Origin of the sequence: Tepidibacter hydrothermalis (assembly GCF_029542625.1) — a bacterium.
Lineage (GTDB): Bacteria > Bacillota > Clostridia > Peptostreptococcales > Peptostreptococcaceae > Tepidibacter_A > Tepidibacter_A hydrothermalis.
This window is the reverse complement of the sequence record NZ_CP120733.1, coordinates 2,360,064-2,372,497: the sequence shown is the minus strand read 5'-3', so window position 1 is coordinate 2,372,497 and position 12,434 is coordinate 2,360,064. Positions and strand designations below refer to the sequence as shown.

Sequence of the window (12,434 nt, the reverse complement as noted above, 5' to 3'; positions counted from 1 at the left end):
GAATAATATAGCTCTTCTATTGTGTAGAAAATTATGAGTCACCGCGTTAGCGAGTAGACGAATTTTATATTAATCGAAATAAGGTGGTTCATCAATTAATGTTTTCAATATCCCTTGAACATTGTCTGTTTTTCCAATAAATTTAGTTTCATAAAAAATATCGTCCTTTTTCCACAAATAATATTGTTTTGTTGGTGATTTTTTTGAATTAATATTTGAATTTTCTTTAAGCTCAAAAACCTCAGTATCACCTATTATTATACTATTTGCTTTAATTTCTGTATCTCTATCATATCCATTTTTACTTAAAAATTCATATCTATACTTACCTTTTGTTTGACTAAATTCTATTTCTGATTTAGAATTACTTTTGTTTTGGAATGTTGTTATCATTTCAACCCATGGTTCAGTTTCTGAATATATAAGACAACGTGTGCGTGAAGAGGTTGGAATGAAATTTCGTGGCAATTGTAATGGGAATTTTGGTGTAAATCCAATTATTTTTTCAGCGTGTTTTAAGTCCTTAGCTTCGTATATAGATAAATGATCTTTCCATGATTCAGATTCATAGTTAGTATTTTTTAAATCTTTAGTATACTTTAGAGACGATAAAATAATTTTAATATCATCCATAGAAACTTCAAGTATGGTAGAGTCGTCATAATAATCAGTACTTTTGAAATAATAATTTAAACTATACCATAGACCATCATCTTGCCATATAAAATACTTATGGATATATTCTTTAGTAGGAAAATGTTTAATGTCCTCTGTGTTTTTTTTCTCTAATTCTTTTATATCTTTTTCTGTCCAGTCATAAGTATTTTTAATAGTTATACTTGTTCCATTAATATTAGAGATAGTCATTGGTTCTACAATAGACTCCTTATTGATTTTTTTGTTATTAGCGTCTTTATAGGATTCATAAGGATTTTCCTTTGCATCACGCATAAGTTCTTTTTTAGAAACGGTTAGAGTAAAACCAGAAGTATCAACAACATCTCTAACAAAGAATTTTATATTTGCCTCATCTTCATCTTTATTTAAAGTAATTGAATCAAAAGTATAATTTTTTAGTACAGTATCAGGAACTTTAAAATCAAAGTCAACAAAATCAAGTGCTCTATCTAAGGTAATAAAATGTTTATTATAAGGTATATCTAAGTAAAATTCTTTGTTTGAATTAGGTATTTGATTTTTTGTTGTGTTTATTTGAGCATTAGTGAGGGTAACAACGCCAAATAGCATAAATACTATAATAGTTAGAATAGATATTTTATAAGAACCTTTCTTGAATGATTTTATCATCATAATTCTCCTCTCAAGTTGATTTTTATTTTCGTAAAAGTATGCAGGTAGCATTTTTTTTGAAATATTGTTGGAAATGATGCTAGATAGCTTTATGATTGTCATGCCGTATTGGGTTGATTCTTTTTGTTCTAGGATTTCAAGGACGCTATAGTCACAAGCTAGTTCTCTATCGAATCTCATTTTCTTTACTGCAAACCACACCATTGGATTAAACCAATGAAGCATTACAGCTGTCATTTCCAATAAATTATAGAATAGATCTTTTCTTTTGTAGTGAATCAATTCATGTAAAAGTATATAATAGAGTTCATTATGGTCAATAACATTTAAAATATCTTTAGAAATACATATTTTGGGATTGAAAAATCCGAATATAAAAGGACTTTTTACATTTTGACTATAATATATTGAAATATCTTTTCGAATTTTTAATTTTTCCTTTAAAATATTCAATATTTGTATTATTTCTGGATCGTTTATTTCATTGAAAGTTCTTAATTTTTTAGTGAAATTTATGGCAGCTAGAATAATAAATAAAGATAGTGATAAAAATCCAAACAACCAAATGTAAGAAGAAAATTTTAAGGTTTTTTCTACAGAAAATCTTTTGAAAATATTTGTGTTTTTTTCTTCTTGTAATTCTTGGTTTAATAAGTTGTTTTTATGTATATTTTGATTTTTTATATTACTTAAGTCAGGATTTGATGCATTGTTATTTATATTTTCTTCCATATAATATAAATTATTATATGCTGCAACATGTATATCATTTTCAGGTAAAAGATTAAACAAACTCAAGTTGCTTTCAAGAGAAAAAGGGAACAAAAGTTTTATCAATACTAAAACCCATAAAGAATGACAAAATTTAGAACTAATTTTATTTTTAAGAAGTTTTTTTATGGAAAGAACAAGTAGAATTATAACAGTAGATGTCAATGAAGAATATAAAATCCATAAAAAAACTTTATTAAGTAAATTCATATATAATTCTCCTTTTGTGAATTTTTTATGCTTAAAGAAGCTATATCATTTTTGTTTTGTGTATAACTTAGTGAAAGAGCTATACTTGCAACTATTTTTAAGTAACGGAGCACGTAGGGATCGTTGGCTATATAAGTCATCGCGTTAGCAAGTAGACCAATTTTTTATTTGTGAACTGTTTTTTTCTCTTCTAGAATTCTTTGAAGATTTTCAATCTCTTTATCAGATAGTTTTTTTTCTTCTAGAAACTTTGAAAAAAGCATTTCTATAGCTCCATCATAAACTCTTTGAATAAAAGAATTGTTTTCTGTTTTTATATATTCATCATAAGAGACTAAGGGATAGTAGAGATAATTTCTACCTGATTTTTCAAATCTTAAAGCTCGCTTTTTTAGAAGTCTGTTTATAAACGTTTTTACAGTTTGATCAGACCAGCTTATTTTTTTATCTGATAATAAAGAAATAATTTCACTAGAAGATAAAGGGCAATTTTTCCACAAAAGTTTCATGATTTCTAATTCTGATTCTGAAATTTGAGGAATATTTTTCATTTAAAACACCTCCATTAAATTTAAAAGTTTACACTTGTAAACTTTAAGTTCAGTTTACACTTGTAAACAATAGTTGTCAAAAAAAACCATGTAAAATAATTACATGGTTTTTACAATGAGTAGGAAATTATATTCCTATTTAAATGGTGTATAAGTATAATTTACGTTAGGAATTTTTTTATGGCTATTAATCATCGAATGCATCTAATGCAATTGGTAACGCTTGAATAACTATATTTCCTACAGCTGGTAAGCCTATTAGAACGGAACTGATGATTTCTTCACGTGTAGCACCTAATTTTTTGGCATGCTTAACATGAAAAGATAATCCACTCTCTAATCTAGTTGCTGCTAAAACTGCTATATATGCAAGTTCTTCAGTTTTTGAATCAAGAGCACTAGCTGAATCTAAACCTTTAACAACATCCATCCAAGCTTTTGAATGCTGAGGAGCTTCTTTCATAAAAGTTAAAAAAGAATTACTAATTTTAGGTTGGTCACTCATAATTTTACCTCCAAAATTATCTTGTTATATTAACATTTAACTTTAATAGAATTCGTTAAAATAAATGTAAATACCTTCTTTATATTACATTTTTATACACAATATGAGGTGTTTAGATTATTAGATTGATAACAGTTTATATTAAAAAATACTTGATAGTAAAAGGAAAGTATGATATAAATTAATTGCGAACGATTTTAGATATATATTCAATAATATTCGTAAAAAACATTTTGGGAGGACTATTTAATGAACAGAAAATTATATGCATTACTTTTAATTATTACAACATTTTTAATGATACTTAGTGGATGTTCTAATGCTAGTGAAACTGCTAATACAGATGTAAAAACTATTGGAATTATAGGTGCTATGGAAGAAGAAGTAGAAATATTAAAAGGTAAGATGGATATTGAAAAAGAAATTGAAAAAGCAGGTATAACTTTTTACAAAGGTAAGTTAGATAATCAAAATATTGTTATAGCTAGATCTGGAGTAGGTAAAGTAAATGCGGCTTTGTGTACACAATTAATGATTGATTTATTTGATATAGATTATTTGATAAATTCAGGTGTTGCAGGTGGAATGAATAAAGAGTTAAAGCAAGGAGATATAGTAATATCAACAGATGCTGTACAACATGACTTTGATGTTACTGCACTTGGAGAACCTTTAGGAGAAATATCAAGACTAGGTGTTACATACTTCAAAGCGGATGATAGATTGATAAATTTATGTGAGAAAGCTTCTAAAGAAATAAATTTAGAAAAATCAAATGTTCTTAAAGGAAGAATAGCAAGTGGAGATCAATTTATAGCAGGAGGAGATTTAGAAGAAAGAATTCGTACTAATTTTAATCCTTTTGCAGTTGAGATGGAAGGAGCAGCTATTGCACATGTTGCTTACTTAAATGAGATTCCTTATGTTATAATTCGTGCTATATCGGACAATGCAGATGGAGAAGCTGAACTATCTTATCCTGAATTTTTACCGATTGCAGCAAAAAATGCTAGTTTATTATTAGAAGAAATTATAAAACTTTCAGGACAAGAATTATAGTTCTATAAAAGAATAAAGATTGATTGTAGACCTTCACTTTTATTAGTGGAGGTTGTTTTTGTATTTTTAAGCAACGGAGCCTGGAAGGATCGTTGGCGACATGAGTCACCGCGTTAGCGAGTAGACGAATTTTTTATATAAAACAAATTAATATTATAGTAGAATAAAGTTATATGTAAAAGGAGGAAATTAAAATGGATGAGAATTTCAGATTATCAGATTTATTTTTAAATGTAGAAGAAGAGGAAAAAGAAACTTGGAAAATAGACAATGATAACAAAGCTGATTGGGCATTAGATAAAATAAAAGAATCAAGTGAAGAATATGAGAGATTTGAAAGAGTTGCGGTAAATAAGATAAATCAAATAAAGGTAGCACTAGATCAAGAAAAAAAGAAAATGGAGAATGAGAAAAGCTTTTTTGAAAGTAAGCTAAGAGAATATATTGAGACTGTAAAAATGAAAGAGACTAAAACCCAAAAGACATATTCCCTACCTGCTGGAAAGATAATAATTAAAAAGGATAAGTCAGATTTTAAGATTGACAAAGAAAAGGTGTTGGAAAGTATAAAAGTTTTAGAAGGATATGAAGATTATATAAAAGTTAAAGAAGATCTAGCCTGGGGAGATTTGAAGAAAAATTTGATTATAGATAATGAAAATATAATCAATAAAATTACTGGAGAAGTAATTGAAGTCGAAGGATTAGATATAGAGATGAAGCCAGGTAAATTTGAAATTAAGTTTTAAATATATAAGTCTAAGATAGGGGGGATATATTGTATAACGAGTATAAGAGTTCTAATAAAAGAAAAAGAATTATATTGTTATCATTATCAGTTATAATAATATGTGTTATGTTCTTGACTGTGAAGGATATATATTTATTTTATAAAAATTCTATTGTACAAATTGGAGAATCTTCTCTTAGATACTCTACGTCCGATAATTCACAAGAATTGAGCTTATGGTATTTATTTTATACAGTTATATTCATAATAATTATCTATGATAGTACAATTAAAAATACACGTATGGTTATTGATGATTATGGGATTAAGATATATTCATTATATAGAAAAAGACCTAATATAAAAATTGAGTGGGAAAATATTAAATGTTTCCAAATTGGAGATGTATATATGGGGGCAAGATTTACTAAATATGGTATGAAAATAAGATATTTAGATGATGATTTTTCGAGTGATAATAAAGCATATGTATCTATAAGAAACTTTGAAAATTATAATCAGTTTTTAGAAGATATAGAAGAAATATCAATACAAAAAAATATACAGCTATTATTTATGAATGACTAATTCTAATTTCGAGGGAGTTTTTACTCAAAATAAAAAAATATAATATTTATGTTTAAATATTAAATAAAGAGGTATATATATATTAAACTATAATAAGTTCTATTAAATATATTTTGAAACCCCTAATCAAAATATGGTCTGAAATACCCAGTGGAACTCCCTAAGAGATGAGGCATATATGCTTCATCTTTTTTTGGTATAATATTTATAACTATACTAAAAGTAAGGGGATGAAAATTTTGTATTTTGCATATCTAAGAACTTTAATGGGTACATTGAAAATTTCAAGTGATGAAGAACATATTTTAGAAATTACTCATGTCAAAGAAGAGGGACAGAGTTCAGAATATATTCCTCAAATTTTGAAGGATGCTATAACTCAATTAAATGAATATTTTGCAGGAAAAAGGAAAGAGTTTGATTTGAAAATAGATTTAAAAGGAACTGAGTTTCAAAAAAATGTATGGAATGAACTTACTAATATAAAGTATGGTGAAACTAAAAGTTATAAAGATGTAGCTACTAAAATTGGGAATGAAAAAGCAGTAAGAGCAGTAGGAATGACAAATTCTAAAAATCCTATAAGTATAGTAGTACCTTGTCATAGAGTTATAGGCTCAAATAAGAAGTTGACAGGTTACGCAGGTGGACTTGATAGGAAAGCGTGGTTGCTAAATCATGAAAAAGAGAATAAGTAAAGCAGTTGGGATATCCAACTGCTTTACTTACATTAATACTATTTATGTCTAAATGCTAATTCTTCGCTTAAATTCTTAGGTACATTTTCAACCAATAAGTTATCAGCTTCAAGAGGCTTAGACCCTTCTTTATTTATCATATAAACAGAGAATAATACTAGAATACCTCCTATAATTTGATTAAGAGTTATAATTTCATGAAGTATTGTAGCGCTTGCTAAAACTCCTACTACTGGTATTAAGTTTAAATAAATAGATGCGTTTGAAACTCCAAGGTTAGACATAGAAAAGATATATAGGGTATAAGCTAAAGCAGAGCATAATACTCCTAAAAACAAAAGATGCATTATTATAGATATATCAAAGTTTTTAAAATCGATTTTTTCAAATAATGAAAAAGGTATTAAAAATAATACTCCAAAAATACTTTGATAATAAAGTATAGTAATCTGTGAATATTTTTCAAACAAAGGCTTTATAACTATACAGTATAATATCCATGAAATAACTGTCGCAAACATCATAAAATATCCTAGGTAGCTTGAAGAAGATGAATTTTGATTTATTCCAGTTAATATAAATACTCCTATAAATGACAGTGAAATATATCCTGTTTTTTGCCTTGTAAGTTTGGTTCTATATACTAATGATTCTGCTAAGAGAGAAAATACAGGTATTGCTCCAAGTATAATAGAGGCTTGAGATGCTGGGATTAATTTTATTCCTGTATTTTGAAAATAATAATAAAGTGATATTCCTAAAATTCCTGCTAATATAATTTTGGAAATATCTTGTTTTTCTATCTTAGAAAAATCTTTTTTTATAATTCTAAAGAAAAATAAAGTCAAAATAGCTATACTAAATCTAAATATAGCTAGTGATATAGGTGGAATAGCAATTACAGTTACTTTTATACTCAAAAAAGAAACACCCCAAAGTACAGCACATGTTATAGCACCTAGTATTGCCATTAACTTATTCTTATCCAACTTATTCACTCCTTTAGATAAAATTTTATCAAGTCTATTATACTACCTGGTTACAACAATTGGAATATAAAAAAATAATATAATATGTTTTAATTAGATAAAGGCTGGGTATTGATTTAATAATCTAGTCAAGATATACTAGGTGATCCTCTTTAGTAAAGTTATATAATTATGCCACAAGGATAGATCAAAAATTGATCTATCCTTATTTTTATACATATAAGGTACTTTATTTGGTAATAATATCCTAAACGATATATATTAGAGGTGAGTGAATTGAACAAAAGATTTGAAAATTTTCAAGAAAAAAGAATGCATATATTTTCAGAAATAGTAGATAGATACTGGAATGGTAAATTACATGAGGAGAAGGATTTAGAAAATTTAGCTTATGAAATTAAGGAAAAATATGAATTTGAAGAAAAAGATATGAACTTTATTAAAAATCATATAAGAGTTGCAATGGGACTTGATCCGAGTGATAATAAAAAATTTGAGTGTGAGATTAAAAATATAAAAGAGTATAAAAAGGTTAATAAACCCATAGTTACTAAAATAGATGGGGCATGTGAGTATTGCGAAAAGGAGTGTAGTTGTGAAGATTCTTGTAAATATGAAGCTCATATATATAAAAGAACAAAGGGACCTATCATAGAAAATAATAAATGTTTAAATTGTGGAGAATGTGTTAAAGACTGTGATTTTGGAGCTTTGGCAGACAAGATAGAGTTTGTTCCGTTAATTGATATGCTAAAAGATAAAAATACTAAGGTATATGCAGCTGTGGCACCATCAATAACAGGTCAATTCGGAGATGCAACTATGGGGCAAATTCGTACAGGTTTAAAACTTATGGGGTTTGAGGATATGGTAGAGGTTGCACTATTTGCTGATATATTGACTATAAAAGAAGCTTTTGAATTTATTGAGCTTGTCAAGGATGAAGAGGATTTTTATTTAACTAGTTGTTGTTGTCCTGTGTGGTTCAAACTTGTTCAAAAGAAATATCCTGAGTTGTTTGAACATATGCCTCCTTCTATATCACCAATGATTGCATCGGGTAGGTTTTTGAAAAAATTATATGAGGGATCAAAGGTTGTATTTATAAGCCCCTGTATAGCAAAAAAAGCTGAGGCTAAGGAAAAAGAGTTAGAAGGTGACATTGATTTTGTGTTGACATTTAGAGAACTTAAAACAGTGTTCGATACTCTTAATATAAATTTAAGCCAGCTTGCAAATGATGAAAAGGATCAAGCTTCATTTGCTGGACGAGTATATGCAAGAACAGGTGGAGTAAGTTTTTCTGTTAAAAGTGTAGTAAATAGATTAAATCCTAAAAGGCTTATAAAGTTAAAATCTAAGAAGGTACACGGAACAAAAGCTTGTAATAAGCTTTTGAGTGAACTCTCTAGTAATCAAAAGATAGATTATAACTTTGTAGAAGGTATGGGATGTAATGGTGGATGCGTTGGAGGACCTAGGACTAATATAGATGTGGCTAAAGCTACAGCATTAGTAAATGAGTTTGGTGAGGATTCTTTGATAATGACTCCTTTTGACAATGAAAATGTGTTTAAGATATTAAGTCAATTTAATGTTGATGATATAAATAAAATGATGGAAAATGAAGAAATAGTTAATATGTTAAAAAGGTAGTAGTTGTTCAAGTATATAATGTAATGTGATAGAATACATATAACCACAAGTCAAAATTCGGAGTGATTATATGGAAATTAGCAGAAGAATTTTAATTACAAATAAAAAAGGGATTCATGCAAGAACTGCTGCTATGATAGTATCATTTATAAGCAGATTAAAAAGAGACTATAATGTAAAATTATATATACAAAATAAATCAAATATAAAAATGCCGATTTCGAGCATGTTATCTTTGACATCTCTTAAAATAAAACAAGGAGATACTATATGTATAACTTGTGATGGAGATAATTGTAATGAAGTTTTAGATAAAGTAGAAAAATATATATCGGGACAAATAGACCAAAAAATCAATGACATAGAAGAATTTGACAAGGTACTAGAGGAAAATACTATAAATATAAGTACGGAATTAGAATCTATAAAAGAAATAAAAGATAAATTTGGAAGTATACTTAATCATATAAATGATGGAATATGCGTAATGGACAGTAATGGAGTTATAACTTATGTCAATATAGCTTATGAGAGTATATTTGACATTAACAGTGAATCAATAATAGGAAAAAATGCTAAGGATATGTATCCTAAAAGACCTAGTGTACAAGCACTTTATCAAAGAAACAATATATTGAATTCTCTAATGGTTGAGAATAATGGTAAAAAAATAATATCTAATTCAAAGTGTATATTTGTAAACAAGGTATTTGAGGGTGTACTGACAACTTATAAGGATATTACTGATTTAAAGGATATGATGTATAACTTAGATAAGGCAAATCAAAAGATTGAGTATTATGAACAAGAGCTTAAAAAGAAAAATAAGGTTCATGAGGCTTTTGATTTTATAATAGGTAGGAGTTCATCTCTTCAGGATGCAATAGCCATGGCATCAAAAGCTGCCAAAACATCTGCAACAGTAGTAATAAGAGGAGAAAGTGGTACGGGAAAAGAACTTGTAGCAAAGGCTATACATGAAGCTAGCAAAAGAAGCAAAGGACCATTCATAAAGGTTAACTGTGCATCCATTCCAGAAAATCTACTTGAGAGCGAACTGTTTGGTTATGAAAAAGGAGCTTTCACAGGAGCTGTTAAAAGAAAAATAGGTAAATTTGAGCTTGCAAATAATGGAACTTTGTTTTTAGACGAAATAGGAGAGATAAATTATAATCTTCAAGCTAAATTATTAAGAGCTATACAGGAAAGAGAAATAGAGAGAATTGGAGGAAATGAGACAGTAAAAATAGATATAAGAATAATAACTGCCACACATAGAAATCTAGAACAGATGATAATAGACAATGAATTTAGAGAAGACTTATACTATAGATTAAATGTAATTCCTATAATGTTACCTTCTCTTAGAAATAGAAAAGGGGATATACCTTTGTTGGTTGAGCATTTCATAAATAAAATATGCCAAAATGAAGAAATAAATATAAAGACTATATCAAGTGAAGCACTTAGATACTTACAAGAATATACATGGCCTGGAAATATACGAGAAATTGAAAATATAATAATGAGAGCTATTACATTAAGTGATGAAGATCAAATAGAAATAGATGTTTTTCCAAACTTTATAAAATCTATATTTAAGCCAAAAAACGCAAATTTAATAAACTTAAAAGATGGAGATGTAGCGAGCATGGAAGAATATGACAAGGAAATTGTGAAATGTGCACTGCAAAAACATAAAACATTCAATAAAGCAGCTAAAGCTTTGGGAATAACACATAGAACCGTATCTTTAAAAGCTAAGAAATATGATTTATAATACTTGATAAATTTTATCAAGGGTTGATAAAATTTATCAAACATTGAGGTTGTAAGTATTTATAATTTATTAATTAAATTGTATTTTTCTTACTATGATATTTAGATAATGTAATAGATGTATGATTTTCTAAGATATAAAAAGGACTTGCTTATAAGCAGGTCTTTTTTGGCATAGAAATTGCTTTAAATATATACATAAGACAATATTCTTAATAATCAAAAAAATATAAAGGCATATAGAAATAATTAAAGAATAAAATCATAGGAGGACTATAATGGTAAAACAAAGTATAGTAGTTAATGAAAATAATGGATTACATGCAAGACCAGCAGGTGCAGTTGTAAAGATTGCAGGGGGATTTGAAAGTGTAATAAATATTATATATAAGCAAAAGAAAGCTAATGCAAAGAGCATAATGGGAGTTATGTCTTTAGGAGTTAGAGAAGGAGAAGAAATAACTATTGAAGCTGACGGTATAGATGAAGAAGAAGCATTAAAACGTATGATTGAATTAGTAAAATCAAACTTTGAAGTTTAAATAATATTAAAATTAGGGGGAGTTAATATGAAAAAAATTATCAATTCTACTGAAGAAATAGTTAATGAAATGTTAGATGGGATAGTAAAGGCACATCCAGAGCATGTAAAAAGAGTAGAAGGAACTAGCGTATTAAAAAGAGTGAATTCGCCTATACAAGGAAAAGTTGCATTGATAAGTGGTGGAGGAAGTGGACATGAACCATCACATGCAGGATTTGTAGGAAAAGGTATGCTTGATGCAGCAGTAGCTGGAGAGGTATTTACATCTCCAACTCCAGATCAAGTATTTGAGGCAATAAAAGCTGTAGGATCTGATGCAGGGGTTTTATTAGTAATTAAAAACTATTCAGGAGATGTGATGAATTTTGAAATGGCAGCTGAAATGGCTGAAATGGAAGATATAAAAGTTGAAAAGGTAATAGTTAATGATGATGTTGCAGTTGAAAATAGTACGTATACAACCGGAAGAAGAGGTGTTGCTGGTACTATATTTGTTCATAAAATAGCAGGTGCAGCAGCAGAAGAGGGTAGATCTTTAGAAGAAGTACAAAAAATAGCTCAAAAAGTAGTAGACAATACAAGAACTATGGGAATGAGTCTAGGAGCCTGTACTGTTCCAGCAGTTGGAAAACCAAGCTTTACATTAGCTGAAGATGAAATAGAAATGGGACTGGGCATTCATGGAGAGCCTGGAACTCATAAAGAAAAAATATCTAGTGCAGATGAATTAACAGAGTACATGCTTGGAAAAATTATTCAGGATATGCCAATTGAAAAAGGTGAAGAAGTAGGAGTAATAGTTAACGGATTAGGAGCAACTCCATTAATGGAATTATATATAGTAAATAGAAAGTTACATTCATTATTAGAAGAAAAAGAAATAAAAATTAATAAAACTTTAATTGGAAACTACATGACTTCTCTTGAAATGCCAGGATTTTCAATAAGTGTAATTAAATTAGACGAAGAACTAAAGGGATTATTAAATGCAAAAGCAGATACACCAGCATTCAAGGAAATATAGATAAAAAGGAGCGTTTGAA

At 28.1% G+C, this 12,434-nt stretch carries 12 protein-coding genes; 8 read left to right on the top strand and 4 right to left on the bottom strand.

What is annotated here, in order from left to right; genetic code table 11:
• Positions 1-69 precede the first annotated feature (69 nt).
• The 3 genes from P4S50_RS11145 to P4S50_RS11135 form a co-directional block, all read right to left on the bottom strand.
• Positions 70-2,292: a M56 family metallopeptidase gene (locus P4S50_RS11145; RefSeq protein WP_277730863.1), complete on the bottom strand. Its 2,223-nt coding sequence runs from the start codon at positions 2,290-2,292 to the stop codon at positions 70-72.
• Between the two features lie 164 nt (positions 2,293-2,456).
• The gene (locus tag P4S50_RS11140) at positions 2,457-2,843 is read right to left on the bottom strand and encodes a BlaI/MecI/CopY family transcriptional regulator (protein ID WP_277730862.1); all 387 of its coding nucleotides are present in this window, start codon (positions 2,841-2,843) and stop codon (positions 2,457-2,459) included.
• Positions 2,844-3,030: 187 nt separating this feature from the next.
• On the bottom strand, positions 3,031-3,348 hold the full coding sequence (locus tag P4S50_RS11135; RefSeq protein WP_277730861.1) for a carboxymuconolactone decarboxylase family protein: 318 nt from the start codon (positions 3,346-3,348) through the stop codon (positions 3,031-3,033).
• Positions 3,349-3,597: 249 nt separating this feature from the next.
• Between P4S50_RS11135 and P4S50_RS11130 the strand changes: the two genes are divergently transcribed.
• From P4S50_RS11130 to P4S50_RS11115, 4 genes are all read left to right on the top strand, one after another.
• Complete coding sequence (locus P4S50_RS11130) at positions 3,598-4,407, top strand: 5'-methylthioadenosine/adenosylhomocysteine nucleosidase (protein WP_277730860.1); 810 nt, start codon at positions 3,598-3,600, stop codon at positions 4,405-4,407.
• A gap of 194 nt (positions 4,408-4,601) precedes the next feature.
• A complete protein-coding gene (locus P4S50_RS11125; protein WP_277730859.1) occupies positions 4,602-5,156 on the top strand; it encodes a host-nuclease inhibitor Gam family protein in 555 nt (184 codons plus the stop codon).
• 29 nt (positions 5,157-5,185) lie between these two features.
• Complete coding sequence (locus tag P4S50_RS11120) at positions 5,186-5,725, top strand: hypothetical protein (RefSeq protein WP_277730858.1); 540 nt, start codon at positions 5,186-5,188, stop codon at positions 5,723-5,725.
• A gap of 230 nt (positions 5,726-5,955) precedes the next feature.
• The gene (locus tag P4S50_RS11115; protein ID WP_277730857.1) at positions 5,956-6,423 is read left to right on the top strand and encodes a methylated-DNA--[protein]-cysteine S-methyltransferase; all 468 of its coding nucleotides are present in this window, start codon (positions 5,956-5,958) and stop codon (positions 6,421-6,423) included.
• Between the two features lie 38 nt (positions 6,424-6,461).
• Here P4S50_RS11115 and P4S50_RS11110 read toward each other — a convergent pair whose 3' ends face one another.
• Complete coding sequence (locus P4S50_RS11110; protein ID WP_277730856.1) at positions 6,462-7,412, bottom strand: DMT family transporter; 951 nt, start codon at positions 7,410-7,412, stop codon at positions 6,462-6,464.
• A 276-nt stretch (positions 7,413-7,688) separates the two neighbouring features.
• Between P4S50_RS11110 and P4S50_RS11105 the strand changes: the two genes are divergently transcribed.
• The 4 genes from P4S50_RS11105 to dhaK all read left to right on the top strand — a co-directional run bounded on the left by P4S50_RS11105 (position 7,689) and on the right by dhaK (position 12,415).
• Entirely contained in the window at positions 7,689-9,068 is a 1,380-nt protein-coding gene (locus tag P4S50_RS11105) for a [Fe-Fe] hydrogenase large subunit C-terminal domain-containing protein (protein ID WP_331489577.1), read from the top strand.
• A 70-nt stretch (positions 9,069-9,138) separates the two neighbouring features.
• Positions 9,139-10,848 carry an HPr family phosphocarrier protein gene (locus P4S50_RS11100; RefSeq protein WP_277730854.1) on the top strand — a complete coding sequence of 570 codons (1,710 nt, stop codon included), beginning with the start codon at positions 9,139-9,141 and terminating at the stop codon, positions 10,846-10,848.
• Between the two features lie 277 nt (positions 10,849-11,125).
• On the top strand, positions 11,126-11,389 hold the full coding sequence (locus P4S50_RS11095) for an HPr family phosphocarrier protein (protein WP_277730853.1): 264 nt from the start codon (positions 11,126-11,128) through the stop codon (positions 11,387-11,389).
• A gap of 27 nt (positions 11,390-11,416) precedes the next feature.
• Positions 11,417-12,415, top strand: coding sequence for a dihydroxyacetone kinase subunit DhaK (gene dhaK, locus P4S50_RS11090; RefSeq protein WP_277730852.1), 999 nt, complete (start codon positions 11,417-11,419; stop codon positions 12,413-12,415).
• Positions 12,416-12,434: the final 19 nt, after the last annotated feature.

What these genes read in the sequence shown, in the direction of transcription:
- P4S50_RS11145 (WP_277730863.1), bottom strand. Translation starts at nt 2,292, where the DNA reads ATGAATTTACTTAATAAAGTTTTTTTATGGATTTTATATTCTTCATTG.
- P4S50_RS11140 (WP_277730862.1), bottom strand. Translation starts at nt 2,843, where the DNA reads ATGAAAAATATTCCTCAAATTTCAGAATCAGAATTAGAAATCATGAAA.
- P4S50_RS11135 (WP_277730861.1), bottom strand. Translation starts at nt 3,348, where the DNA reads ATGAGTGACCAACCTAAAATTAGTAATTCTTTTTTAACTTTTATGAAA.
- P4S50_RS11130 (WP_277730860.1), top strand. Translation starts at nt 3,598, where the DNA reads ATGAACAGAAAATTATATGCATTACTTTTAATTATTACAACATTTTTA.
- P4S50_RS11125 (WP_277730859.1), top strand. Translation starts at nt 4,602, where the DNA reads ATGGATGAGAATTTCAGATTATCAGATTTATTTTTAAATGTAGAAGAA.
- P4S50_RS11115 (WP_277730857.1), top strand. Translation starts at nt 5,956, where the DNA reads ATGAAAATTTTGTATTTTGCATATCTAAGAACTTTAATGGGTACATTG.
- P4S50_RS11100 (WP_277730854.1), top strand. Translation starts at nt 9,139, where the DNA reads ATGGAAATTAGCAGAAGAATTTTAATTACAAATAAAAAAGGGATTCAT.
- P4S50_RS11095 (WP_277730853.1), top strand. Translation starts at nt 11,126, where the DNA reads ATGGTAAAACAAAGTATAGTAGTTAATGAAAATAATGGATTACATGCA.
- dhaK (WP_277730852.1), top strand. Translation starts at nt 11,417, where the DNA reads ATGAAAAAAATTATCAATTCTACTGAAGAAATAGTTAATGAAATGTTA.